At 69.1% G+C, this 25,412-nt stretch carries 26 protein-coding genes; 17 read left to right on the top strand and 9 right to left on the bottom strand.

The window, feature by feature from the left end:
- Positions 1-148 precede the first annotated feature (148 nt).
- Positions 149-1,342 (bottom strand): exo-beta-N-acetylmuramidase NamZ family protein, encoded by a 1,194-nt coding sequence (locus JOF43_RS07565; RefSeq protein WP_209900815.1) that lies wholly within the window; start codon positions 1,340-1,342, stop codon positions 149-151.
- A gap of 16 nt (positions 1,343-1,358) precedes the next feature.
- A complete protein-coding gene (locus JOF43_RS07560; RefSeq protein ID WP_209900813.1) occupies positions 1,359-2,219 on the bottom strand; it encodes a MurR/RpiR family transcriptional regulator in 861 nt (286 codons plus the stop codon).
- Positions 2,220-2,472: 253 nt separating this feature from the next.
- On the opposite strand from JOF43_RS07560, the gene murQ reads away from it, so the two are divergent.
- Positions 2,473-3,423: an N-acetylmuramic acid 6-phosphate etherase gene (murQ, locus tag JOF43_RS07555; RefSeq protein WP_342592107.1), complete on the top strand. Its 951-nt coding sequence runs from the start codon at positions 2,473-2,475 to the stop codon at positions 3,421-3,423.
- Positions 3,424-3,586: 163 nt separating this feature from the next.
- On the top strand, positions 3,587-4,765 hold the full coding sequence (locus JOF43_RS07550) for a DUF4185 domain-containing protein (RefSeq protein ID WP_209900811.1): 1,179 nt from the start codon (positions 3,587-3,589) through the stop codon (positions 4,763-4,765).
- Positions 4,766-4,816: 51 nt separating this feature from the next.
- On the opposite strand, the gene JOF43_RS07545 is transcribed toward JOF43_RS07550, so the two are convergent.
- On the bottom strand, positions 4,817-5,410 hold the full coding sequence (locus tag JOF43_RS07545) for a TIGR03086 family metal-binding protein (protein ID WP_209900810.1): 594 nt from the start codon (positions 5,408-5,410) through the stop codon (positions 4,817-4,819).
- Between the two features lie 65 nt (positions 5,411-5,475).
- Positions 5,476-6,648, bottom strand: a complete 1,173-nt coding sequence (locus tag JOF43_RS07540) for a mandelate racemase/muconate lactonizing enzyme family protein (protein ID WP_209900808.1) — start codon at positions 6,646-6,648, stop codon at positions 5,476-5,478.
- Between the two features lie 106 nt (positions 6,649-6,754).
- Between JOF43_RS07540 and JOF43_RS07535 the strand changes: the two genes are divergently transcribed.
- A complete protein-coding gene (locus JOF43_RS07535) occupies positions 6,755-6,991 on the top strand; it encodes a type II toxin-antitoxin system Phd/YefM family antitoxin (RefSeq protein WP_245354048.1) in 237 nt (78 codons plus the stop codon).
- A 20-nt stretch (positions 6,992-7,011) separates the two neighbouring features.
- Positions 7,012-7,407, top strand: coding sequence for a type II toxin-antitoxin system VapC family toxin (locus JOF43_RS07530; RefSeq protein WP_342592106.1), 396 nt, complete (start codon positions 7,012-7,014; stop codon positions 7,405-7,407).
- Between the two features lie 100 nt (positions 7,408-7,507).
- On the opposite strand, the gene JOF43_RS07525 is transcribed toward JOF43_RS07530, so the two are convergent.
- The gene (locus JOF43_RS07525; RefSeq protein WP_209900804.1) at positions 7,508-7,648 is read right to left on the bottom strand and encodes a hypothetical protein; all 141 of its coding nucleotides are present in this window, start codon (positions 7,646-7,648) and stop codon (positions 7,508-7,510) included.
- 180 nt (positions 7,649-7,828) lie between these two features.
- Between JOF43_RS07525 and JOF43_RS07520 the strand changes: the two genes are divergently transcribed.
- From JOF43_RS07520 to JOF43_RS07465, 12 genes are all read left to right on the top strand, one after another.
- Positions 7,829-8,287: a PTS sugar transporter subunit IIA gene (locus tag JOF43_RS07520; protein WP_209900802.1), complete on the top strand. Its 459-nt coding sequence runs from the start codon at positions 7,829-7,831 to the stop codon at positions 8,285-8,287.
- An 85-nt stretch (positions 8,288-8,372) separates the two neighbouring features.
- Positions 8,373-8,675 carry a PTS sugar transporter subunit IIB gene (locus tag JOF43_RS07515; protein WP_209900800.1) on the top strand — a complete coding sequence of 101 codons (303 nt, stop codon included), beginning with the start codon at positions 8,373-8,375 and terminating at the stop codon, positions 8,673-8,675.
- 1 nt (position 8,676) lies between these two features.
- Entirely contained in the window at positions 8,677-9,966 is a 1,290-nt protein-coding gene (locus tag JOF43_RS07510; RefSeq protein ID WP_209900798.1) for a PTS sugar transporter subunit IIC, read from the top strand.
- Positions 9,967-9,980: 14 nt separating this feature from the next.
- Positions 9,981-10,430, top strand: coding sequence for a hypothetical protein (locus JOF43_RS07505; protein WP_209900797.1), 450 nt, complete (start codon positions 9,981-9,983; stop codon positions 10,428-10,430).
- A 14-nt stretch (positions 10,431-10,444) separates the two neighbouring features.
- Complete coding sequence (locus JOF43_RS07500; RefSeq protein ID WP_209900795.1) at positions 10,445-11,290, top strand: class II fructose-bisphosphate aldolase; 846 nt, start codon at positions 10,445-10,447, stop codon at positions 11,288-11,290.
- Between the two features lie 7 nt (positions 11,291-11,297).
- On the top strand, positions 11,298-11,921 hold the full coding sequence (locus JOF43_RS07495; protein WP_209900793.1) for a P-loop nucleotide/nucleoside kinase family protein: 624 nt from the start codon (positions 11,298-11,300) through the stop codon (positions 11,919-11,921).
- A complete protein-coding gene (locus JOF43_RS07490; RefSeq protein WP_209900792.1) occupies positions 11,918-13,891 on the top strand; it encodes a BglG family transcription antiterminator in 1,974 nt (657 codons plus the stop codon). The genes JOF43_RS07495 and JOF43_RS07490 overlap by 4 nt, the downstream gene beginning before the upstream one ends.
- 234 nt (positions 13,892-14,125) lie before the next feature.
- Entirely contained in the window at positions 14,126-14,719 is a 594-nt protein-coding gene (locus JOF43_RS07485; RefSeq protein WP_209900790.1) for a glycerol-3-phosphate responsive antiterminator, read from the top strand.
- 292 nt (positions 14,720-15,011) lie between these two features.
- On the top strand, positions 15,012-16,289 hold the full coding sequence (locus JOF43_RS07480; protein WP_209900788.1) for an MFS transporter: 1,278 nt from the start codon (positions 15,012-15,014) through the stop codon (positions 16,287-16,289).
- Positions 16,290-16,368: 79 nt separating this feature from the next.
- On the top strand, positions 16,369-17,145 hold the full coding sequence (locus JOF43_RS07475; protein ID WP_245354047.1) for an SDR family oxidoreductase: 777 nt from the start codon (positions 16,369-16,371) through the stop codon (positions 17,143-17,145).
- Positions 17,146-17,251: 106 nt separating this feature from the next.
- Complete coding sequence (locus JOF43_RS07470; RefSeq protein WP_209900784.1) at positions 17,252-18,790, top strand: FAD-binding oxidoreductase; 1,539 nt, start codon at positions 17,252-17,254, stop codon at positions 18,788-18,790.
- A complete protein-coding gene (locus JOF43_RS07465) occupies positions 18,787-20,214 on the top strand; it encodes an FGGY-family carbohydrate kinase (protein WP_209900782.1) in 1,428 nt (475 codons plus the stop codon). Before JOF43_RS07470 ends, JOF43_RS07465 begins: the two co-directional genes overlap by 4 nt.
- A 77-nt stretch (positions 20,215-20,291) precedes the next feature.
- Here JOF43_RS07465 and JOF43_RS07460 read toward each other — a convergent pair whose 3' ends face one another.
- Together JOF43_RS07460 and JOF43_RS07455 are read right to left on the bottom strand one after the other, a co-directional pair.
- Entirely contained in the window at positions 20,292-21,167 is an 876-nt protein-coding gene (locus tag JOF43_RS07460; protein ID WP_209900780.1) for an NmrA/HSCARG family protein, read from the bottom strand.
- Between the two features lie 82 nt (positions 21,168-21,249).
- The gene (locus JOF43_RS07455; RefSeq protein WP_209900778.1) at positions 21,250-21,849 is read right to left on the bottom strand and encodes a TetR/AcrR family transcriptional regulator; all 600 of its coding nucleotides are present in this window, start codon (positions 21,847-21,849) and stop codon (positions 21,250-21,252) included.
- Between the two features lie 222 nt (positions 21,850-22,071).
- On the opposite strand from JOF43_RS07455, the gene JOF43_RS07450 reads away from it, so the two are divergent.
- The gene (locus JOF43_RS07450; protein ID WP_209900776.1) at positions 22,072-22,821 is read left to right on the top strand and encodes a GntR family transcriptional regulator; all 750 of its coding nucleotides are present in this window, start codon (positions 22,072-22,074) and stop codon (positions 22,819-22,821) included.
- Here JOF43_RS07450 and JOF43_RS07445 read toward each other — a convergent pair.
- Both JOF43_RS07445 and JOF43_RS07440 read right to left on the bottom strand, forming a co-directional pair.
- The gene (locus JOF43_RS07445) at positions 22,772-23,473 is read right to left on the bottom strand and encodes a sugar isomerase domain-containing protein (RefSeq protein ID WP_209900774.1); all 702 of its coding nucleotides are present in this window, start codon (positions 23,471-23,473) and stop codon (positions 22,772-22,774) included. The two genes, JOF43_RS07450 and JOF43_RS07445, sit on opposite strands and share 50 nt — an antisense overlap.
- Positions 23,464-25,272 (bottom strand): PTS ascorbate transporter subunit IIC, encoded by a 1,809-nt coding sequence (locus JOF43_RS07440; protein WP_209900772.1) that lies wholly within the window; start codon positions 25,270-25,272, stop codon positions 23,464-23,466. The genes JOF43_RS07445 and JOF43_RS07440 overlap by 10 nt, the downstream gene beginning before the upstream one ends.
- Positions 25,273-25,412 lie beyond the last annotated feature (140 nt).

Here is a 25,412-nt window from a genome sequence, read left to right as displayed (position 1 = left end):
GTCGGCCGAATTGTCAGCATGCAGGAGCTGTGCGATGCCGTGCGTGGGCAGCGGCGGAGAATCACTGGTTTCCACCATGCAGGAACGCGTCGGTACTCATCTGCACCTCATGGGCACGGCGACGCAGCGATCATGTCGGCCCACCGCCTCAGCGGTCGTCGGTGTAGAGGAGGACGCCCTCGGGGTACGTCGCATGTGTGCTGGTCACCGGGGCCAGCAGTGGCTCGACGTCTCCCCCGCCCTCCACCGTCCGCCGCAGCCGGTCAGAGCCCCACAGGCGATCGATCGCGTAGCCCCACTCGGGGGCGTCGACCCGCTCCCCGGGCACGAGGAAGTTGAAGTGATCGGGATGGAGCCGCGCCAGTGTGGACAGCATCAGCACGCCGGTGCGCACGGGATCGAACTCCCTGCGATCGGTGACGTGCAGCTGCACCCCGCGACAGCTCTCCCCTGCGTGCTTGTGGAAGGTCGGGACGAACCAGGTCTCACGGAACAGCACCCCGGGCAGCTCGAGTGCTCGCAGTGCCTGGATCAGGGAACCGTCGACGTACGGGGCGCCGATCGTCTCGAAGGGACGGGTGGTCCCGCGGCCTTCGCTGACGTTGGTGCCCTCGAACAGCCCCGTGCCGCAGAAGGCGTGGGCGGTGTCAGAGGTGGGCATGTTCGGCGAGGGAGCGACCCAGGGCGTGCCCGCCCGCTCGACGTCGTCACTGCGGCGCCAGTCCGCCATCGGCACGACCTGCAGGTCGGCCGCGGTGCCGAGGCGCTCGGGAAGGACGTGCCCGTTAGCGTATCTCGCGAGCTCCCCGACGGTCAGCCCGTGGCGGAGCGGCAGGTCGATGCGACCGACGAAGCTCTCGCAGTCCTTCTCGACCCCGGGCCCGGCGACGGCGATGCCGGTCAGCGGATTGGGCCTGTCCAGCACGACCAGCCGCACGCCGGTGCGGGCCGCGCTGAGCAGGCAGTCGTACATGGTCCACACGTAGGTGTAGAAGCGCACGCCGATGTCCTGCATGTCGAAGAGCAGGCCGTCGACCCCTGCGTCGACGACCAGCTGGTCCAGCTCGTCAGGGGTCTTCATGTACGTCTCGTACAGCGGCAGGCCCGTGAGCTCGTCGACGGCGCTGGATTCGGTCTCCCCCGCCTGCACGCTCCCCCGCAGTCCGTGCTCCGGACCGAACAGGGCCGAGACCCGCACCCCGGCGTGCCGCAGGGCCTCGATGTTGCGCGTCATGTCCGCCATGACGCCGGTGAAGTTCGTGACCAGCCCGTAGTTCCCGGCCGGGATGAGGCCGGGGTCAGCGCACAGCGCCTCGACCCCGAGAGAGGTTCGTTCCGGCATGGTGGCCCTTCCGTCGTCAGCGGTCATCGCGCAGGGCGCTCACGGTGTCGTAGGTCGTCCTCAGGGCCTCGACGGTGGCGTCGAAGTCCTTCCGCGCGATCCCGACGAACAGGTAGTCGACCACGGTCAGCTGCGCGATGCGGCTGGCCATGGCGCCGGAGCGGAAGGTGGTCTCCCGCACGGCCGTGGGCAGCACCTCCTCGGCGTGCGCGGCGAGCGGCGGGTCGGCGGCGTTGGTCACCGCGATCGTGAGCGCGCCGGCATTCCGCGCTGCACGCAGCACGGCCACCGCCTCGCGGGTGGTGCCGCTGTGGGAGAAGACGACGGCGACATCGTCCTGGCCGAGGAGCGCCGCGGAGACGAGCGCGTCGTGGGCGTCGGTGAAGTCGAGGGCGGTGACCCCGATCCGCAGCAGCTTCTGGGCGAAGTCGCGCGGTGCTGCGCCGCTCGCGCCGACGCCGAACAGCAGCACCTTGCCGCAGGAGCGGATGCGATCGGCGATGCGTTCGATCGCGTCGATGTCCAGCTGCGCCATGGTCTCCTGGATGCCGAGCACCTCGGAGCGCGCGACCTTGACCACCGCCTCGGCCAGGGAGTCCTCCGCGCTGATGTCGGCGCCGTGCTCCGAGGGACCGAACTGGGCCGTCTCGGTCGCGAGCTCTGCGGCGAGCTCGAGCTTGAACGGGGCGAATCCGCTGAACCCGATGCTGCGGCAGAAGCGCACCACCGACGTCTCCGAGGTCGAGCACTCGCGGGCCAGCTCGCTGATCGTGGACTGCAGGACGGTGTGCGGATGGGCGAGGATCGCAGAGGCGACACGCTGCATCGAGGGCGGGTAGGACTCCAGCTTGGCCTGGATGCTGGTCTGAATGCTCACGATGACCCCTGACAGGAACGTCGACTGTTCGTCGGTGCGCGAGTTCAGCTCTCCACGATCTCCGCAGTTCCCCGGGCACCCCCGGGGACCGACACCTCTGGACAGACGCTAATGGGTCACCAGAAGTAGGTCAATAAGTTCCACACTCTCGACACGATATGTAAACGTGTTACGTTGGCGAGGGCGACGCCCTGGCGGGAGCCACCCTCCTCCCTCGTCGCACCGACCTGACCCCACGAGAGGTACGCCATCCGTGTCTGACTCCGCCGCTCCGATTGATCGAGCCGCCCTGCGCAGCGAGCTCGGCACGCTGACGACCGAATCGGTCGACGCCTCGCTGCACGACCTCGACTTGCGCTCCACGGAATCCCTCGTGCACCTGATGAACGAGCAGGATCAGCAGGTGCCGCGGGCGGTGCACGCCGCGGCCCCGGCCATCGTGGAGGCGGTCGACGCGCTCACCGCGCGACTGCGCGCCGGTGGCCGACTCCTCTACGTCGGCGCCGGCACCGCCGGGCGCATGGGCGTGCTCGATGCGAGCGAGTGCCCGCCGACCTTCGGGACCGACCCTTCGCTGGTGCAGGGGATCATCGCCGGCGGGCCGACGGCGCTGCGCTCCGCGGTCGAGAACGCGGAGGATGGTGCCGGGGAGCAGGATCTGCGCGAGGTGGGGGTCGGCGCACTGGACGCGGTGGTCGGCATCTCGGCGTCGGGCCGGACCCCGTACGTCGCCGACGCTCTCACCCACGCCCGGTCCGAGGGGGCACTGACCATCGCGGTCGCCTGCAACGCCGGCAGCCGCATCGGCGAGCTCGCGGACATCGCCATCGAGGTCGTGGTGGGCCCCGAGCTCATCTCCGGATCGACCCGGTTGAAATCGGGCACGGCGCAGAAACTGGTGCTCAACATGCTCACGACGCTGACGATGGTGCGCCTGGGCAAGACCTACGGGAACATCATGGTCGATCTGCGGGCCACCAACGAGAAGCTGCGGGCCCGCGCCGAGCACACCGTCATGATGCTGACGGGCGCCGACGCCGAGGCCGCGGCCTCCGCGCTGCGCAAGGCCGACGGCTCGACGAAGCTCGCTCTGCTGATCCTCGCCACTGGACTGCCCGCGCAGGACGCACGGGACGTGCTCGAGGCGCAGGATGGACATCTGCGTCGAGCCCTGGAGTCGCAGTCGGCCGAGCTGCTGCTGTAGTCCGCTGGGCCGAGCCAGCTGGTCCGGGCCCGGGCTGCGGATCCCGGGACAAGCCGGCCGGTTCCGGGTTTCTCGGCCAGCGTGTGGGGCGTGAACATCGGCGGGGCTCGCTACTTTGTGGATGCCTCCGGGCTCCGCCGCACCACACCAGAGGAGTCGGACGATGACCGATCAACGATTCTCCCGCCGCACGCTCGGCGCCGCGACGGCCGTGGGTCTCACCTCCACGGCCGTGCCCGCCCTGGCCGCACCCCCGGAGAGGAAGCCCGTCCTCGACATCGGGCGCGCCGCCCCGGCGCAGGCATTGATAGATGCCCTGAACCGCTACGGCGATCGCGGCCCAGGATGGTCCGGGGGCGATTCGACGTACTCCGTCCCGCTGACGGGCCGGACGAGCGCCCTCATCTTCTCCGACACGTTCCTCGGCCCGGTCGCCGCGAACGGGACCCGGTCGAGGAAGGCCCCGTTCCTCAACAACTCGATCGTGCTCACCTCCGGAGCCGGCACCGATCGCTTTCGGTTCTCCACGGTCACCGGGCACCGCGACGAGGATCCCGCGGCCCTGGTCACGACCGAGGACACCGCGACGAACTGGTACTGGTTCGGCGCCGGAACGAAGCGATCCGCGCGGGAGATCCACGTGATGGCGCTCCTCCTCGAACGCACCGGGGACGGCCCGTTCGACTTCGCCTGGGCATCTACCGCGGTCGCCCGCCTCGATGCCCAGAAGGGCACCCTGCATTCACTGCGCGAGGCGCCGAGCGAAGCCGACATCCAATGGGCGTCCTGGATCGAACGGATCGGACCGTGGCTGTACGTCTACGGCGTCCGGGACCGCGGCGCCGACAAGCGCCTCTTCCTGGCCCGAGTCTCCCGGGCGAGCCTCGGTGACCGTTCGGCATGGCGCTTCTGGACCGGCCACGCGTGGTCTCGCGCGGAGGGGGATGCACAGGAGATCGCCTCGGCCGTGGCGAACGAGGTGAGCGTCGCCGCCTTCCACGGAGGCTACCTGCTGATCACGCAGGACACCTCCGTCGCCCTGAACACCCAGGTCGTCGCGTCCTGGGCGAAGCACCCCGAGGGGCCGTTCACCGAGAAGACGCCCCTGTTCACGATGGACACGAGCGGGACCAGGGGCACGCAGGTGTACGCCTACAACGCGCACGAGCACCCCCAGTGGCGTCGCGGACACACCGTTCTGGTGAGCTACAACGTGAACTCCTTCGACAGCGAGGAGCTGTACGAGGACGCCGCGATATACCGTCCGCGGTTCGTCCGCATCCCCGTGCGAGTTCGCGGCGGAGCCCAGGGCGACGGCGCGGGTCGGTCCCAGGGCCGGTGACGAGCTCGAACGCGGGTGCGCCGCCGAGGCGCCGGGGCGGACCGTCGGCCTTCAGTGCCGAGCGGTGGTGCCGGGCCAGGCGGGGTCGCGCCCGGTCAGGCCGATCAGACGGTCGAGCGGAGGTGCCGCCTCCGGCACCGGGACGGGCGGAGCGAAGAGGCCCTCGACCTCCTCGATCGGGGGCAGCGAGGACAGGAAGCGGATCAGGCTGAGCACGTCGTCCTCACGAGCGCTGAAGGGCTGCTCGGTGGAGCGGGCCAGCTCCCAGCCGTGGACGATGAGCTCGTCGAGCACGAACATCCCGGCCGCCGAGGCCAGCAGGGGCACCCCGCCCTGGAGCGTCTCGCCCTCCCAGGCGGTGGGCTCGGCCCAGGCCCGGGCGAGCTCGGTCAGCTGGGCGGGGAAGCGCTCGCGCCAGTCAGGTCGCAGCTGGGCGGCGTCCCCATCGCGCAGCTCCTCCTCGGGAACGGGCTCCTTGCGCGCGGAAGCCTGCAGTCCGGTCGATAGCCCGTCGATGTGCTCGATCAGGTCGCCGACGAGGTAGTCCGACGACGGCGTCGGGCGGCTCAGGGCGTCCTCGGGCACGCCGGTGAGGACGCTCGCCATCGCGTCGGCGGCGGGACGGAGGTCTCGGGGTTCTGCCATGGCACCACAGTCGCAGAGACGGCCATGCGGCGCAGGGTTTCACGCAGGATCCGCGGCGTCGGCCCCTACTCCGAGGCGTACTGCGCGACCACGTCCATGTCCACCTCGACGCCGAGGCCGGGGCCGTCCGGCACCGCGACGCGTCCGCTCTCGAGCGTGAAGGGCGTGGTCAGCAGGTCGTCGCGGAGGGGGTTGCGGGTGCGGTCGAACTCGATCACGGGTTCGTTCTGCAGCGGCACGGGGCGGTGCGTGTAGGGCACCAGCGGCAGCGTGCTGCACACCTGCAGGGCTGCGGCGACGGCGATGCCCGAGCCCCACACGTGCGGGATGGTGCGCAGATGGTGGGCCGAAGCCAGGGCGACGATGCGCTGGACCTCGGAGATCCCTCCGGCGACGCAGAGGTCGGGCTGGATGATGTCGACGCAGCCTGCGTCGATGAGGTCCCGGAAGCCCCATCGGGTGTACTCGGCCTCTCCCCCGGCGATCGCCAGGTCCAGCCGGTCGCGCACGCGGGCGTATCCCTCGCGGTCCTCCGGCGGGACGGGCTCCTCGAAGAAGGCGACATCGTGCTGCTCGAGAACGCGGCCCATGGCGATCGCGGTCTGGGAGTTGTAGGCGTGGTTCGCGTCGGCGGCGAGCACGATGCCGTCGCCGAGGCGCTCGCGCACGGTGGCCACGCGCAGCGCGTCCTCGGCGATCGGGAGCAGTCCGATCTTCATCTTGAGCATCCCGAAGCCCTGTGCGGCGTGCTCGGCCACGCTGTCGCCGAGCCGGCGCAGGTCCCGGTCGGGGTCGAAGGCGACGGAGGAGTAATAGCCGCCGGTGCCGTAGGCGTGGACGCTCTCGCGGTGCCGACCGCCGATCAGCGCGCTGATCGGGGCGCCGAGGCGTTTGCCGACGAGGTCCCACAGGGCGATGTCGAGCGCGCTGAGCGCCTCGAGGTAGGGGCCGCGCTGGCCGAAGTCGCGGGTGCGGGCATAGAGGAGGTCCCAGACCACGCCGGGCGAGGCGTCGCGCATCGCGAGCAGCTGCGGGGCGAGCACGTCCTCGAGGCAGGAGCGGACCGGTTCCGCCGGGCCGTACTGGCCTCCCTCACCCCAGCCGACTTCACCGTCGGTGGTGGTCAGTCGCACGAGCAGGGACGTGCGTTCGGGGAACTCGGCCTGGGAGGAGTAGAAGCGATCGCTGCCCAGGGGCGCTGTGAGGACGAAGGTATCTAGGTGGGCGATCGTGAGCATCGGTGGTCACTCCCCGGCATCGGCTACTGGCACCGACGATAGCGGGACTGTTGCACGGCTGGCTATCGGGCAGCCATTCCCGTATCACCGGTGATACACTTGGTGAATGAACGGCGTGACGATCAGGGACTTGCGTAATCGCAGCGCGGAGGTGTTGCGGCGGGTCAATCGCGGCGAATCGCTGACCGTGACCCGTGACGGCGAACCTGTAGCCACTGTCGCTCCCCTCCCCCGGCGCACGGTGCAGGTGGAGGAGCTGATCCTCCGCCGGCGTTCTCTGCCCGTCATCGATGCAGACAACTTGAAAACCGATGTCGACGAACTGATCGACCCCGAGCTATGACGCACCCGAGCCTTCATGGCGTGTTTGACACGTCATCCCTGATCGACCTGGCCCTCCTGGACCCCTCCTCCCTACCGAGCGAGCCGAGCATCACCGCGATCACCCTCGCAGAACTCTCGGTAGGTCCTCACACTGCACGGACCGATGAGGAGCGCGCCGCCCGCCAGGCCCATCTGCAGCAGGCCGAAGCAGACTTCGAACCGATTCCCTTCGATGACGCCGCTGCTCGGTCTTTCGGAGTGGTCGCCGCGTCTCTGAGGGCCTCTGGTCGGAAACCGGCAGCTCGCGCCTATGATGCGTTGATCGCAGCCACCGCACTGTCCCGTGGCCTGCCCCTCTATACGGCGAATCCGAAGGATTTCGCCGGCATCGACGGGCTCGCGGTGCATACGGTGCGGCGAGCCTCGGATCGCTGATCACGGGCCGCGCGGGAGCGGGAGGTCGACTGGCAGCAGCAACAAGCTCACTGTTCGTCGCGCAGAGGGAGCCTGCAGACGTCGCGATCGCCTCGTCAACTCAATTGGTGCTCACCAGGTCGAGGTGAGCGCCGATGTATCCCACGTAGACCGTGCGCGTACCTGCGGTGTCGACGTAGAAATGCACGCGGGAGTTGGCGATCTTGATCTTGGCCAGCCCCAGGTGCGACCACATGTGCACCTACCTGTCCTCGCAGGGCTCCTCCGACATCGGGAGAAGTCGCTTCACCTTCAGCTTCGTGCGGTACCCGGGCGCGTCCTTCCGCCACCGCCGGCACCGGCGGAAGAAGGTCTGTTGGCGACCGCCATCCTGGCCCTCGCAGACTGATCGGGACCTGCCACCCGACAGAGAGGTCCCGCGATGTCGGCATCGCTCGCCCAGCTGATCACCGAGGACCATGTCGTCCTCGGTGCGTCGGCTGATACCTGGCAGGACGCCATCCGCCAGGCCGCCTTCCCCCTTCTCCGTTCGCGCGCCGTGACGGAGGAGTACGTGAGCCGGATGATCGACGTGGTCGAGACATTCGGCCCGTACATCGTGCTCGCTCCCGGGGTGGCGCTCGCGCACGCTCAGCCCGACGGCACCGTCTCGCGCACCTCGATGAGTGCGATGACGCTGGCCGAGGGCGTCGCCTTCGGCAACGCCGAGCACGACCCCGTGCGGCTCGTGCTCTGCCTCGCCGCCTCGGACAGCACCTCGCACCTCGAGGCGCTGAGAGCCTTCGTGCAGATCATCCGCACGCCCGAATCCGTCGAGCGCCTGGTGACCGCAGCCTCGCCCCAGGTGTTCCTCGCGGGCCTGGTCCCGGCGGACGCCTGACCCCTCCCCTCCCCGGCCCCTCTTCCCAGGGGCCCTCCCCCGTACTGCCCGCACATCGCGAGCACCTTGCAAAGGAGCAACTCCCATGGCACAGAATCCCACCATCTACTTCATCTGCGGCGCCGGACTCGGCAGCAGCCTGGCCTGCCAGATGGAGACGGAGGAAGTGCTGGTCGCGCACAAGATCCGCGCCAAGCTCGAGCACGAGTCCGTCTCCTCCGTCGCGGGGCTGAAGACCGACGTGATCGTCTCGGCGGAGAGCTTCCGCCCCCAGATCGAGAAGTACGAGATCGACCCCTCCGTCACGCTCGTCTACCTGCACAACATCGTCGACAAGACCGAGATCGCCGAGAAGCTCCTCCCGGCGCTCGACGGCCGCGGAGCCTGACATGGCGGTGCTCGACTGGATCATCTCCAACATCTTCACGCAGGCGGGGATCATCATCGCGCTCATCGCGATGCTCGGACTGCTGCTGCAGCGCAAGGATGCCGGAACCGTCGTCTCCGGCACCTTCAAGACGCTGCTGGGCTTCATGGTCCTCGCCGCCGGGTCCGCGGTCCTGGTCTCGACGCTGACCTACTTCGGAACCCAGTTCGAGGCCGCCTTCAACCTCACCGGGATCGTCCCCTCCATCGAGGCGGTCAACGGGTTCGCGACGAACGACCTTGGACTCGGCGGCCCGATCGCGATCACGTTCCTGGGCGTCTTCGTCGTGAACATCCTGCTGGCCCGCTTCACCCCCTGGAAGTACGTCTTCCTCACCGGCCAGGCGCTGCTGTGGATGGCGACCATGACCGTGGTCTTCGGCTCGGCCGTGGGCCTCAGCGGCATCTGGCTGATCGTGCTCTGCAGCCTCGTGGGCGGCTTCTTCTGCGTGGCGATGCCCGCGATCGCCCAGCCGGTCGTCCGGAAGATCACCGGGAACGACGCCATCGCCCTCGGCCACTTCTGCACCATCGGCTACATGGTCGAGTCCGGCGTGGCCTACCTGGTGCGTGATCGTCGGCCCGACCGCAAGACCACCGAGGATCTCAAGCTCCCCCGCGCGTTCGAGTTCCTCCAGGACACCTACATGTCCCTCGCCGTGGTGATGATCCCGCTGTACCTGGTCACCGCCCTGTTCGCCGGGCCCGCCTCCTCCGCCGAGGCCGCCGGCGAGACGAACTACCTGGTGTTCGCGTTCATGCAGTCCATGCAGTTCGTCGTGGGCGTGTACGTCCTCATGGCGGGTGTGCGCCTGCTCCTGGGCGAGATCGTCCCCGCCTTCCGCGGCATCTCGATGAAGCTCGTCCCGCACTCGAAGCCCGCGCTGGATGCGCCGGTCCTGTTCCCCTACGCGCCCAACGCCGTGATCATCGGCTTCCTGACCACCACGATCGGCACGGTCATCGCGATGTTCGTGCTGCCCGTGCTCGGATTCGCCGTGATCGTGCCCGGCATGCTCACGAACTTCTTCGCGGGCGGCACTGCCGGGATCTTCGGGAACGCCGTCGGCGGCCGACGCGGCGCCGTCATCGGCGGCGTGGTGCACGGCATCTTCATCACCCTCCTGCCCGCGCTCCTCGTGGGCACCTTCCAGAGCCTCGGCTTCCCGAGCCTCTCCGCCACCGACGTCGACACCATCGTGGCAGCGCTGCTGTTCGCGTGGATCGTCGGCCCCCTCATGAAGGCCTTCTGAGACAAGGAGCAGCAATGGGATTCTTCGACCGCCTGCTGGGCAGGCACCCCGACGAACGGCGCACCTCACCCGGCGCGACCGACGCGGCCGATGACGCCTCCTCGAGCGGCGCCGCTGATCTCACCGACGCGGAGCGCGAGGAATCCGTCGCGCGCATCGCGCAGCTCCAGCAGCTCCTCGCCCAGGGCGAGGACGCCGGCGAGAGCCCGAGCTGGCAGCTGCACGAGGAGCTCGGGATCCTCCACGAAAGGTTGGGCGATCTCGACGCCGCGATCACGGCCCACGAGACGGCCCTCGCCGAGCACACGCGGTACGGCGAGTCGTACAACCAGCTGATGACCCTCTACAACACCAAGCTCGCGCAGTCCTCCGCCGCAGGGGACGGCGAGGCCATCAACCACTGGATGTCGAAGATCGACGAGCTGCTGGCCACCTCCAAGCGCATCATGCGCGAGAACTACTGACACCGGGAGTCACCATGTACGTCACCCTCACCGAAGTCCTCGGCGAAGCCGAGAAGATCGGCTCCACCGTCGGCGCCTTCAACGCCCACAACCTCGAGATGATCCCGGCGATGATCTCCGCCGCGCGCGACGCCGGCAGCCCGATCATCATCCAGACCTCCGTCGGCACTGCCCGGTACATCGGGATGGAGAACCTCGTCGCGCTGTGCCGCGGCATCGGCGAGCGCGAGCCGGTCGACGTGGTGCTGCACCTGGACCATGCCACGAGCCTGGACGACATCCGCGACGCGATCGACGCCGGGTACAGCTCGGTCATGTTCGACGGCTCCTCCTTCCCCTACTCGGAGAACGTGCTGAAGACCCGCCGGGTCGTCGAGTTCGCCCATGGCCGGGGCGTCTCGGTCGAGGGCGAGATCGGCACCATCGGCGGGACGGAGGAGGGAGTCTCCGTGAAGGAGGGGGCGCTCACCAAGCCCGAGGAGGCCCGCGACTTCCACGACGCCACCGGAGTCGATGCCCTCGCGGTGTCCATCGGCACCCACCACGGCTCCTATCTCGGGAAGACGGAAATCGATCTGGACCTCATCGCGCGGATCCACACCGCGGTCGACGTGCCGCTGGTCGTCCACGGGGGCACCGGCGTCGACGAGGCCGACTACGCCCAGCTCCGCGACAGCGGGGTGCGGAAGTTCAACATCGGCACCGAGCTGATCGTCGGGTGGACCCGCACCGCCAAGGAGACCTTCGGGTCGACCGAGCTGAACGCCTCGCTGCGCAAGAACATCGTGCCGGCCAACACGGCGGTCGCCGAGATCGTCGCCCGCAAGATCTCCCGCATGCTGCCGACCGTGGTGGGCTGAGCGGCCGATGAGCACCGATCGGGTCCTCCTGCTGGTCGCCGGCTTCCCGGGCACGGGCAAGAGCCGCCTCTGCACCCTGGTGCAGGAGCGGCTCGGTCCCTTCCTCGCCCTGACGCTCGATGACCGCAAGGAGGAGCTGTACGACCTCCACGGCTTCGCCGACGCCGCGGCCCGCGACCATCTGGACCGGGCGGCACTGGAGATCTTCTTCGCCCAGGTGCGCACCGCCATGGACGACGGGCGGCCCCTCGTGGCCGAGTACCCGTTCAGCGAGAAGCAGCGGGCGCAGCTCGACGCGGCCTGCCGCGACTACGGGTATCGACCGGTGACGGTGCGCCTGGTGGCCGACTTCGAGGTTCTCTACGCCCGCCAGCGACGACGGGACCTGGACCCGAGCCGCCACGTGGGACATCTCGTCGACGCCTACCGCCCCGGCGATACGCTCGATGACCGCCTCGGTGCGCCTCAGCTGCTGACGCGAGAGACCTTTCTCGACCGATACCTGCACCGCGGCTACGGAACCTTCGCCCTCGGGCAGGTGGCCGAGATCGACACGACGGACTTCGACCAGATCGACGACGACGCCGTGATCGCCAGGGTCACGAGCCTGCTCGAGAGGGAGAGGACATGACAGCTTCGATGACCGAGCGACGCCGTGAGCCCTGGGAGACGACGCGCCAGCGCGTGCTGGGGGCACTGGTCGAGGCCGGCGCCGATCCTGTCGGCGCCGACGTGCTCTCACGACGCCTCGGCGTCTCCACCCGCAGCGTCCGCACCTACATCTCCCGGCTGAATCGCGAGCACGGGCGCGACGTGGTCTCCTCCTCCCACGAGGGATACGCGATCGACCATGCCGCGCTCGCCGCCGCCGGCGAGGGCACTCCGGCGCCCGGCAGGCGGGTTCTCAGCCCCGGCGAGCGACTGTCCTCCCTGCTGCGCTCGCTGGTCACGGCCGACGACGGCGCCGACGCCTACGAGCTGGCCGAGGAGCTGCGGGTCAGCGATTCGACGCTCGAAGCGGACCTCACCAAATGCCGTGCGCTGCTGATGCTCCATCAGCTCACGCTGGAGCGTCACGGGCCGTCCCTGCGCATCTGCGGCACAGAGTCCGCCAAGCGCCGTCTGGTGCGCCAGATCATGACCGATGCCGCCCGCTCACGCACCCAGTTCGTCTCCGTCCGTGAGCTCGCCATCGAGGCCTCCGAACCGTCGCTGCTGACCTTCCGGGAAGGGCTCACGCGCCTCCTCGCCGACCTCGGGCTGCTCGCCACCGAGAACAGCCAGCATGCGATACTCGCGCACGTCGCCGTGATGGTGGGCAGGGTGCGCCAGGGCCATGAGCTCGAGTCACCCGAGGCCTCCCCCACCGGCGACGAGCTGCGCCACGTGGCGGCCCGGCGCATCGCCGAACTGGTCGAATCGACCTTCGAGCTGCGGCTGCCCGCCGGCGAGGAGGACTACCTGGTGGGCCTGCTGGATGAGAACACGACGCCGGAGGACCTCTCGCTCGTGGTCACCGAGCGGCTCGCCGCCCCGGAGGACGTCGACCACGTGGCCGTGGTGCGCCAGATCGTCGACCAGGTGGGAGAGAACTACCTGATCGACCTCGACAACGAGCGCTTCATCGGGTTCCTCAGCGTGCACGCCCGCAACCTCGTGCGCCGCGCGCACCGGAGACAGAGCGCGCACATCCCGATCGGTCAGTCCATCAAGGACACCCATCCCCTGATCTACGAGATCGGGATCTTCATCGCGCGTCGCCTGGAGCTCGCGCTCGGCATCGAGATCCGCGCCGACGAGATCGGACTGATCTCGTTCCACGTGGGATCGCACTTCGAGAACGTCTACGTGCGCGAGCAGGGGGTGAGGATCGCGCTGATCTCGCCGACCTATCTGGACCTGCAGGATTCGGCCCGCGCCCTGCTGCAGTCGACCATCGCCGGCTTCGGGGAGATCGAGCTGGTCGCCGTCGACGAGGCGGAGCTCTCCCAGGGCCTTCCCGGCCCCGACCTGATCGTCTCGACGGTGCCCCTGATCGGGCTGCCGCAGACCGTCGACCGTCCCCTGGTGCAGGTCGGGGCGCTGCCCAGCGCACAGGACCTCGAGCGGGTCCGGCAGGTGGTCCTCGAGATCTCCCAGGACAAGCGCCGCGCCCGCGTCGGCTCGACCCTGGTGAATCTCATCGAGCCGCAGCTGTACCTCGACCTCACCGCGACCACACGAGACGAGGTGCTGGCCGAGATGGCGGAGGCGCTGGGCCGCGCCGGAGTCGTCGACGGGGAGTTCCATCGGGGCGTGCTCGAACGAGAGGCGATGGCGACGACGTCACTGGGCAGCGGGGTCGCGATCCCGCACTCGATGATCATGGGCGCGCACGCCTCCTCGATAGCCGTGTTCGTCCCGCACGAGCCGATCGACTGGGGCGGTGACCAGGTCTCGCTCGTGGCGATGATGGCGTTCAGCAAGGACAGCCGCGAGGAGTTCGGCGAGCTGTTCGAGTCGCTGATCCGGGTGCTCTCCAAGCCGCGGAACGTCGAGCTGCTCGCCGACCACGGAGGCTCCTACGAGGACTTCATCTCGACGCTGCTGGGCGTCATCTGACGAGGCTCGACCCATTGTCGACGGCCATGTCTTCGTCCCGGTGCCCGTGACGCGGCCCTGCCCGTCGCGGAGCTCGCTCGGTGACAGCTGGTCTCGGGCCAGCAGTGGTCCGGTAGCGTTCGCCGCAGACGCGTCGCCCGCCGTGGCGCACCGACTCCCACCGCACGGTGGCAGCCGCCCTGGACGCCCTTCGGACGGGCCGCGTCGATCCCAGGCGATCCCACCTCAGGAGGAATGACCGTGGACCGAACCGGCCGGACCCGAGAGACGACGGTCCTCGAGTCGCTGCAGTCCGACCCCGTCATCGCCAGCGTCAAGGACGAGACGGCGTTGAGCGCTGCACTCGCGTCCGAGCACGAGGTTCTCTTCCTCCTCTACGGAAGCCTGATCGACATCGAGCAGACCGTGGAGAGGTGCAAGGCCGCTGGGAAGATCGTGCTGGTGAACCTCGATTTCATCGACGGGCTCTCCTCGCAGGACATCGCGGTCGAGTGGCTGAAGTCCCACACCGGCGTGGACGGGATCCTTTCGTCCAGACCGAGCGTCGTGCGCGCAGCTCGTCGGGCCGATCTGGCTGCCGTGCAGCGGTACTTCCTGGTCGACTCGATCTCCTATCACCAGCTGGAGAGGGTCCTGAAGCAGGGTGACCCCCACTTCGTGGAGATCCTGCCGGGATGCATCCCCCGGGTGATCGAATGGTTGCGCACTGACTTCTCGACTCCGGTCATCGCCGGCGGCCTGGTCTGCGAGCGCGGTGACGTCATCGCCGCGCTCGGCGCCGGTGCCCTGGCCGTCGCGACCTCGGACCAGCTCGTGTGGGACATGTGAGCACCACGAGGCACAGGCGACGTTCTCGCGGGTCGGCTCGAGGCTCGGAGCGCCCGATCCGGGCCGCACTCTGACGAGTTGGACACCGCGAGTGCTCCGTGGGTAGAGTCCTTCGAAACTTCATAACTCCGGGTTCTCCCGGACGTCACGACAGAGACCAAGAGATCAGTGGCGTCACTCCCTTCGGGGGGTGACTGCTTGCTGGTCTCTTTTTCTATGCCCGAAACTCGCCGCCGCCGACCTGGTCGCGGCGGCACCCCGACTCCGGGCCCATCCACGAAGGAGTGGTTCCATGACTCGAACGCGGAGGTTGACAAGCTTCCTCATCCTCGCGATGACCGGTGGCGTCGTCTTCCAGGTCGCCTATCTACGATTCCTGTTCCTCAGCGACGGCGCCAAGGCGCTGGGACTGACGTTGCAGGAGTACGGCACCGTCACGTCCGTCTTCGGCGCGGTCGCCGTCGTCATGTACTTCGTCGGCGGCTGGTTCGCCGACAAGTTCTCTCCGAAACTCCTCATCGTCGTCGCGATGGCCGGCACCGGGGTGCTGGACCTGTACGTCGCGACAGCTCCGGGATACTGGGCGGTGCTCATCGTGCACGTGCTGTTCGCCGTGCTCGGGACGGGCCTGTACTGGCCGGCGCTGGTGAAGTCGATCAGTCTGCTGGGCAGCGAGGGCGAGCAGGGACGCCTCTTCGGCTTCCTCGAAGGGATCCGCGGGCTGACGACGACGATCGTCGGCCTCGTCGGCTCGGCGATCGTCGCGCAGGCCGTCGTGGCCAGCACCGGTGTGACCACCTTGATCCGCATCTACGGCGTGCTCGCGCTGCTGCTCGCCGTCCTCGTGCTCTTCATCGTCCACCAGGGGAAGGACGAGCTGGACAAGGCGGAGCGCCAGGCGGTCGGCCTCCGGCAGCTGCTGGAGGCCGCGACGAACAAGTACACCTGGCTCATCGGTGGAACCGTGATGATGATGTACTCCTTCTACACGTTGATGGGCTACCTCTCGCCGCTGCTCCAGGACGGCTTCGGAGTCGCCGCAGGCATGATCGGTGTCCTCGGCGTCATCCGTACCTACGTGTTCCAGTTCATCGCCGGCCCCGTCGGTGGCGTGCTGGTGGACAAGATCTTCCGATCCACGCCGCGGTTCCTGCGCCTCACCTTCGTGATCGTGGGTCTCACCGCCGTCGGCTATCTCGTCCTGCCGCAGAAGCCAGGTCTGCTGTGGATCGCCGTGACGTTGATGATCGTCATGAGCCTGGCCGTCTTCGCCGCCCGCGGCGTGTTCTGGGCGTCCGTCGGCGAGCTCGGCATCCCGGTGGCGCAGCGAGGCGGCGTGATCGGTCTCGCCTCGGGTCTCGCGTATCTGCCGGACGCCTTCCTCCCGGCCGTGGCCTCCTGGTGGATCGGCGACCCGGCTCGCGGGGTCCCCACGCAGGGCGGCGGATTCTCCGCGATGTTCACCGTTCTCGTCATCGCTGCCGTGATCGGCATGGTCCTGTGCACCGTGACGATGCGCGTCCGTGCGCGCGAGACACGCAGCTCCCAGCGTGCCCCCGTTCCCGCATGAAACCCGGGCGACCCGCCCCCGCCGACCACGCGGCGGACCGTTCCCGCACTCCAGCCCCTCACTCCGAAGGAACATGACCATGGACATCACGAACTTCTCGCTCGACTTCTTCTCCCTGGAGGGGAAGGTCGCGATCGTCACCGGAGGGAACTCCGGTCTCGGCCGGGCGTTCTCTCTCGCCCTCGCGAAGGCCGGGGCCGACGTCTTCGTCCCCAGCATCGCCGAGGACGACGGCACCACCCGCTCGCTCCTCGAGGACACGGGACGCCGGTACGAATTCCTCGAGGTCGACATCACCACTCCCGGAGCCCCGGCCCGCGTCGTCGCCGAGGCTCGTGAGCGTCTGGGCGGCCTCGACGTGATCGTCAACTCCGCCGGGATCTCACAGCTCGGCTCCGTCGAGGAGTTCGGTCGCGAGAAGTGGGATCCCATGGTGGATCTCAACCTCACGGCACCCTTCGCGCTGTCGCACGCAGCGGTCGAGCATTTCGTCGAGCAGGGGTCCGGGAAGATCATCAACATCGCCTCGCTCTTCGCCTTCCTCGGCGGCCAGTCCTCCCCCGCCTACGCGGCGACCAAGCACGGGATCGTCGGCTTCACGAAGGCGTACTGCGACGAGCTGGCACAGCACGGGATCCAGGTCAACGCGATCGCCCCCGGCTACTTCGCGACGGCGCTGACCGCGACGACCCGCTCCGACCCTGAGGCCAGCCGGCGAATCCTCGAGCACGTGCCGGCTGGACGCTGGGGAGAGGTCTCGGACCTCATGGGCGCAGCCGTGTTCCTCGCCTCCAAGGCCTCCGACTACGTCAACGGGCACGTCCTGACCGTCGACGGCGGCTACCTCGTCCGCTGAGCGTTCGCACGTCCCCCGCCCCGTCGCCGGTTCGCCGGCGCCCGACCACCAGACCTGGCCCCCAGTCGCCCCAGACACCGACCACACCGGAAGGACCCTCCACGCCATGATCGAATCGCGTTCCCCCCTGACCCGCAGCCAGATCCTCGACCAGCTCCGCTCGATCCTGCCCACCGCACTGATCGAGACGGACGAGAACACGCTCAAGGAATCCAGCGTCGACCGGTTCAAGAAGTACCAGTCGGCGCACGGAATCTTCACGGCGCCGCTCCCGGTCGCGATCGTCTACGCCACGTCCACCGAGGACGTGTCCGCGGTGCTCGAGTTCGCCGACGAGAATCTCGTCAACATCGTGCCGCGCAGCGGACGCACCGGCACCGAGGGCGGCCTGGAGACCAGCGTCGCCGACACGATCGTGCTGGACGTCTCCCGTATGGATCAGGTGCTGTCCATCGATCCTGAGAACATGCAGGTCACCGTCGAAGCGGGGGTGACGCTGCAGTCCCTCGAGGATCAGTTGCGCGCCCAGGGCCTGACGACGGGGCATTCTCCGCAGTCCAAGCCGCTGGCCCAGTACGGCGGCCTCGTGTCCACGCGCAGCATCGGCCAGTTCTCCACGCTGTACGGCGCGATCGAGGACATGGTCGTCGGCCTGGAAGCGGTCTTCCCCGGTGGCCGTATCAGCCGGATCAAAGCAGTCCCCCGGCGCGCGGCCGGCCCCGACATCCGGCACATCGTGATCGGCAACGAAGGATCCTTGTCCGTGATCACCGAGGTCACCCTCAAGGTCTTCCGCCACTACCCGGAGAACAACGAGTTCCATGGGGCCCTGGTGGACGACATGCGCACCGGCATCGCCATCCTCCGTGAAGTGATCACCAACGGCTTCCGTCCCTCGGTGGCGCGCCTGTACTCCCCGGAGGACGCCAATCAGCACTTCTCCCACTTCAGCCAGGGAAAGTGCGTGGTCGTCCTCGTCGCGGAGGGTCCTGAGAGCCTCGTACGGGCCACGAGCGAGGAGATCACCCGGGTCATCGATCAGCATGAGCACGACACCGTCGATCCGACGCTCATCGAAGCCTGGTTCGACGCTCTGAACTGGGGCCCGGAGAAGATCGAGGCGGAGAAGGCCGCGATGCTCGACTCCCGGCATCTGGGGTACACGACGGAGGTCTCGGCCGATTGGTCCCAGGTCGCCGATCTGTATGACGCCGTGATCCGACGCATCCGCGAGGAGTATCCGTATGCGGATGACCTGACGATGCTCGGAGGCCATTCCTCGCACAGCTACCAGACCGGGACGAACATGTACTTCGTGTACGACTACCGGATCGACGCCTCGCCCGAGGAGGAGATCGAGAAGTACCACGTGCCGCTCAACGCGATCATCGTCGAGGAGGCGCTGCGGTACGGCGGCTCGATGGTGCATCATCACGGCATCGGCAAGTACCGCACGCCCTGGACGGAGCAGGAGCACGGCAGCGCCTACCCGGTGCTCGCGGCTCTCAAGGGAACCTTCGACCCGAACGGGATCATGAACAAGGGAACGATCATCCCCGCGGACGGCGCCATCCAGCCGGCCGCCGCACGCCCGGAGCCGCAGCGCCCCCAGCGGGACGGCGGAGCCGAGGGACCCGCCTCATGACGAGCTACGTGGTCGGGATCGACAACGGCTCGCAGTCCTCCAAGGTCACCGTCTACGACGGGAACGGTCGCACCTGCGCCGTGGGTCGCGCACCGCTGCCGGCGAACGACACTCCCCGTCCGGGCGTGGTCGAGTATCCCGACGATGTCCTGTGGGAGTCGATCGCCGACGCGTGCCGGCTGGCCATGGCCGACTTCGACGGTGACCCTCACGAGATCGTCGGGATCGGGCTGTGCACGATCCGGTTCTGCCGAGCAGTGCTCCGCGCCGACGGATCCCTCGCACAGCCCGTACAGAGCTGGATGGACGAGCGGGTCGGCCGTCCCTACCGCGCGGAGACCATCGACGCCGCGTACGTCACGACCTCCTCCGGGTACATCACCCACCGGATGACCGGGAACTTCACCGACACCGTCGCGAACTATCAGGGCATGTGGCCGATCGATGCCGCAGCCTGGGCATGGTCCTCGCACGAGCAGGACTTCCAGCGCACCGGGATGTCGCGCGACATGCTGTTCGACCTGGCCATGCCGGGAGAGGTGCTCGGCACGCTGACATCAGGCGCTGCTGCGGTGACGAGCTTGCCCCAGGGGGTGCCCGTGGTCGCCACCGCGAACGACAAGGCGGTCGAAGCCCTCGGTGCGGGACTTCGGGATCCCGGGACCCTCCTGCTGTCGCTCGGCACCTACATCGCGGGGATGTCCGTCGGCGATGCCGGCAGGACGGGCACGACGTCCTTCTGGACGAACTTCGGCTCGGAACCGGGAAAGCACCTGTACGAGAGCGGCGGGATCCGTCGCGGGATGTGGACGGTGAGCTGGTTCCGCGATCTGCTCGGCGAGGGCACCGCGCGCGAAGCCGAGGCGCGCGGCGACACCGTGGAGGAGATGCTGGGCCGGGAGGCCCTCGGCGTGCCGGCAGGGTCCGACGGGTTGCTGACCGTGCCCGACTGGCTCGCTCCCCCCGAGGCGCCCGCCCGTCGGGGCAGCATTCTCGGATTCGACGGGCGGCAGGGCCGGGCGCACCTGTTCCGGTCGATCCTCGAAGGCATCGCCATGACCATGAAGGAGCGGACCGACGAGATGGCGGACGAGCTCGGCACGACCTTCGAGCGAGTGGTCGTGACCGGCGGTGGGGCCTCGTCGGACCTGATGACCCAGATCGTCGCCGACGTCTTCGGCCTCGAGTGCGTCCGGTTGGACGGTGGCAGCTCCGCCGGGCGTGGCGCAGCGATCTGCGCTGCCGTCGCCACCGGCCTCGTGCCGACCTTCCATGAGGGGGTGGATCGTTTCGCCGTCGTGAAGGACCGCACCGCCCCGATCTCCGGGAACACGAGGATCTATCAGGAGCTCGCAGAGGTGTACCGGGACGTGCGTTCCACCACGGACCAGATCTATCGGCGCTCTCGCGCGATCCTCGGGTGACGAGCACGCCTCGGACGTTCTCTGCCTCCTCAGGACCGCGAGCCCGCCAGGGCGCCGCCGCGGTCGATCATGACCGCTCAGGCACCCACCTGGTAGTCGACCGCCGCCAGCCAGGCGCGCAGGTCCAGCACCTCGGGGTCGATGGCCTTCACCTGGGCGAGGTCGGCCTGGTAGGCCGGGGTCTCGGCGAACCAGCGGAACATGGCCTGCATGTCGTCAGAGCCGTCGAGCACCGAGATCGGCAGCGCCTCGTACCGTGCCGGCATGCCGGTGTGCTCGGCGAAGGCCGCGGCGATCTGGGAGCCGGTGAGCTCGTCGCCGGCGATCTCGATCGCGCCTCCGGGAATGGCCTGCGGCTCCAGCAGGGCGGTCGCCGCGACGGCGCCGATGTCCTGGACGGCGATCATCTGCAGACCGATGTCGTCGGGGAAGGGGAATCGGACCACGAGCTCGTCATTCTCGAGCGAGGGTCCCATGCCGTGGAGGTTCTCCAGGAAGAACACGGGGCGCACGATCGTGACCTGCAGGTCCAGGGTCTCGAGATGCTCCTCGACGCGGCGCTTGGACTCGAAGTGGGGGATCCCGCTCTCGCGTTCGGCGCCGCCGACGGAGCTGAACACGATGTGGGGCACGCCGGCCCGCTGCGCGGCATCGGCGAGCGCGATGCCTTGCCGGGTCTCACCCTCGGTGTCCTCGCTCTGCATACCGCCGGGAGGTGAGGTCATGAAGAACAGCGCCTGGGCACCCTCGAGAGCGGCGGTCATGCTCTCGGGGTCATCGGCGTTCGCGGTCGCGAGCTCCACCCCGCGCTGCGCGAGGGCCTGCGCCGTCTCGGAGTCGGGAGTGCGCACGGGGGCGCGGACGGTGGCGCCGCGGGCGAGCAGCGCATCGACGACGGCGCCGCCCTGCTGGCCGGTGGCTCCGTAGACGGCGAGAGTTCCTGCAGTGGTCATGGGGGGACCTTTCCTCGGTGGTGCGGTGCGGTGATGCCGCCGGACGGGTCGCCGCGGCGGTGGTGTGTGGGGGGGGGGCGGGTCAGTGCCCGGACGCGCCCGGCGCCGTGAGCGGTGCGAGCAGGTAGTCCAGGGCGCGCGAGAGGCGGGCGCGGTCCATGCCGGCGCGGATGGTCAGCTGGAAGCCGGAGAACGAGGTGACCAGAGCGGCGGCCGCGTCGCGCGGATCGACGTCGGGGCGGATCGTCCCGTCGTCCTGGCCCTGGAGCAGGTGCTGGGCGAAGGCGTCCTCGATCTGCTGGTGGTCGTCACCGACCCGACAGCGCACGTCCTCGTCCTGCGCGCCGAGCTCTGCGGCCTGGTTGGTGCTCATGCACCCGAAGCGCTGCATCTCGTCGGGCGCCCCGGTGATGATGCGCTCGAAGAACCGGCGGATCCCCTCGGGTGCCGCAGCGGTCCCCAGGTCCGCGAGCAGAGCCTGGCCCTGCTGCGCGCGGTAGCGATCGTAGGCGGCCAGGAAGAGGTCGTGCTTGCTGCCGAATCCGGCGTACAGGCTGCTCTTGCTCAGCCCGGTGGCGGTGAGCAGCTCGGCCATCGAGGTGCCCTCGTAGCCGTGTTCCCAGAAGGCGCCCATCGCGCTGGTGAGCACGGCGTCCCGGTCGAACTGTGCAGTCCTCGCCATGGCCTCGTCCCTTCGTCCGGGGTGACTCCGAGGAGCCGACCCTGATCTGGACCATTCGGTCCACAGAGGCGACCCTACGCGTCCTGGACCGTCCGGTCCAGTATCGAGCGGACAGCGTGCGCTCCGCGTCCGCCACTCGTTGACTCGCAGCCCTGTCAGAACACGACGACCCGAGAGCGCCCTACCGGCCTCTGATGACACCGCTCATGGGAAGATCGGCGCATGGCCGACCGCTCCAAGTTCCGAACTCTGGTGGATGACCTGCGCCGCGAGATCGAGGAACTTCCCGTCGGCTCCTCCGTCCCCAGCGAGCGGGCCCTGGCGGAGGAGTCCGGGGTCTCACGGATGACCGCGCGCCGCGCCCTGGACGAGCTCACGCGGGAGGGCCGCCTGGTCCGGGAGGTGGGCCGCGGGTCCTTCGTCGCGCGCCCGGCCGTGAATCTGCCGCTGCACCTGACGGGATTCACCGAGGACATGGCCTCGCGCGGGATCACGGCGAGCTCGCGCGTGCTGCGGATCGCCGAGGAGCCGGCCGATGCGCGCACCGCGGAGAGCCTCGGCCTCACGGAGGGCTCCCCCGTGGTCCGGCTGGACCGGGTGCGCCTGGCCGTTGAGCGCCCGATGGCGATCGAACGCACCACGCTGGACGCGAGCGTGGTGCCCGGTCTGACCGACGTGGACTTCGCCGGCAGGTCCCTGTACGGCGAGCTCGAGCACCGCTACGGAGTGCTGTTCGATGCCGGCGAGCAGACCATCCGGGCCGCGATCGTGCGCCCGGAGGACGCGGCGGAGCTCGGGGTCGACGAGGGGTCGGCGGTGCTCGAGTTCGTGCGCGTCTCCGGCCGCGGCGGGCGCTCGATCGAGCGCACCGTCTCGACCTATCCGGGCGACCGCTTCGAGCTGTCGGCGCAGATCGCCCCGGTCACAGCTCAGGGATCCGGGGGCCGAAGCGCTCTACGAGCGCGGCGTTGACCTCGTCGCCGCCGGCCACGTTGGCACTGGTCCAGCGCGGGGCGTCCGGGGCGAGGGTGTCGACCCGTCGCAGGATCGCCGCCCATAGCGAGGCAGTGAGGATCGTGGAGGCGGGAGCGGTCACCGGTGCCTGCGGCGGCCACGTGACGTCGCCGGCGGGCACCGCGGTGTCCAGCACGATGTCGGAGATCTCGAACAGGCGATGACCCGCCCGCTTCGGGGCCGACGCGCTCGCATCCACCGAGGTCATCGCGATCACGCACGCCCCGACCTCGTGAGCATGCTGGGCGATCTCCACCGGGTAGGGGTTCACCCCGGAGTTGGAGAAGATCAGCACGGCGTCCGCCTCCGTGATCCCTGCCCGCTGGGCGACGTCGGTCCCCAGGCCCGGTTCGCGCTCGGCCGCCGTCGAGGCGCGCGCCCCGGCGAGCGGCAGGATCGAGTGGTCCCACAGCGGGCGCACGAAGGCGAGCCCGCCGGCGCGGAAGAACGTCTCCATGACGGCGGCCAGGGAGTGCCCGGCACCGGCGGCGTACAGCAGCCCGCCGCTGCCGCCGGAGGCGGCGATCGCGTCGGCGGCCTCGTCCAGCGCGTCGTGGTTGCCCTCGACGACTCGGCTGACCAGTGCGGTGAGGTCCTCGATCATCGCCATCCCTCCTTCTTCAGGGCCTCGAGCATTCGGCCTTCGACATGGTCGACACTGACGAAGTTGTCGATCGGGACCATGACGGGGGCGATGCCTCCCAGTTCGTCGAGGTAGCTCTGCTGGGCGATCACCACGTCGGGGTGCTCGCTGCGGGCGGAGCCGACGTCGGCGTGACGCAGGCTCGCCGGGATCTCCAGGCGTTCGAGGGCCTTCTCCGCGGTGGTGCGCAGGATCAGGCTCGATCCCATGCCGGCGCCGCAGACGGCGAGGACGTCGAGCGTGGCGGGGCGGTCGCTGGAGGACAGCGTCGTGCCGGCGGGCTCTGTGAGGGCACCGTCGCCGGCGACGGCATGGGCCGGGTCGGCGCCGTCGGCGGCCGGGACGCGCTCCTCGGCGGGCTGCTCCGCCGCGGCGACGTCTGCGGGCCGGCGGCGGCCGAGCGCCACGAGGACGACGACGGTCACGACCAGCACCGCCCCGGCGAGCACCCAGATGGCCCAGGTACCCAGCGGTTCGAGGAGCGAGCCGAGGCCGATCAGGGCCCATCCGATCGCGTACCAGTCGGCGTCGGCGAGGGTCGCGATCTCGGGGGCGGTCCCTGCGTACAGGCCCCAGCCGATCGCTTGCCCGACGGCCAGCACGACGCCGTTGAGGACGCCTCCGAAGATCGCCCCGCGCCATCCCGCCACGGCGTTGCCGAACACGCCGCCGGCGCCGCCGCCGAAGAACAGCATGATCATCGGGGGCACCAGCACGAACCAGCCGGTGGCGGCGAAGATCAGCATCAGCACCAGGAACACGAGGGTCGAGGCGAGGAAGCCGATCATCACCGAGGTGGGGGCGCGGGTGAAGGTGACCGGGAGGTCCAGGGCGGGCTTGGTGCCCGGCAGCGCCTTCTCGGACAGGCCCTTGAACGCCGGGACGATCTCGGCGAGGAACATGCGCACGCCGAACAGGAGGATCGCGATGCCGGCGGCGAAGCGCAGCGCCTGGAGGATGGCCCACACCCCGGGCAGCACGGTCGCCTCGCCCATCTGCTCCTGGACCACTCCGGAATCGGCGAACAGGACCGCGACCAGCATGATCACGCCGATGATGGTGGCGGTGGAGACGTTGATGTCCTTGAAGAAGGAGACCGGCTTGGGCAGGCGCACCTTCTCGGAGTCGTGCGCGACGGGGTCACCGAGCTTCAGCGCGCGGGCGCCGTAGCCCGAGGCGACGGCGATCAGGGAGTCGGTGTGGCCCAGGCCCACCTCGTCATCCCCCATCACCTTGCGCATGAGCGGACCGGTCCACAGCGGCTGCAGCACCCAGTAGCAACCGATGAGGATCGAGCCGACGGCGGCCAGCACCCACCGGTTCACGTCCCCGAACGCCTCGACGAGGCTCGCGGAGATCACCACGCTCATCCAGTACATGAGGTGGCCGGTGAGGTACACGAACCGGGCAGCGGGGAAGATCCGCACCAGCACCAGATGGACCACGAAGCCGCCCGCGATGATCAGCGGGACCACCGAGCCGGCGCCCGCCGTGAACTCGCTCAGGGTGGAGGTGGATTGCGGCGCCTCGAGGCCCATGGCGCTGGAGACGATGACCTGGAAGCTGGACAGTCCGCCGGTGAAGATCTCGACGCCGATGTTGAGGATGACCACGCCGATGGTGGCGCGCAGCGCGCCAGCGACGACCTCGTCGAACGGCTTGCGCTGGAGGATGAGACCCACCAGCGCGATCAGCCCGATGAGGATCGAGACCTGCGCGAACAGGTTGTCGGTGATGACGCGTACGACGGATTCGAAGGTGTTCATGGGCGAGCTCCCGGACGACGTGGCGGCAGGCGGTGCCGCACCTGGGGGAATGGTATAGCCCACTTGGCGTGGGCGGCAATCAGCCCGCTCTGACGAATCTGTCGGCCTGAGCTCCGACGACGCGCGACTCGCGGCGGGAC

Origin of the sequence: Brachybacterium sacelli (assembly GCF_017876545.1) — a bacterium.
Lineage (GTDB): Bacteria > Actinomycetota > Actinomycetes > Actinomycetales > Dermabacteraceae > Brachybacterium > Brachybacterium sacelli.
The sequence above is the reverse complement of the archived record's forward strand: the minus strand, read 5'-3'. Positions and strand labels throughout refer to the sequence as shown.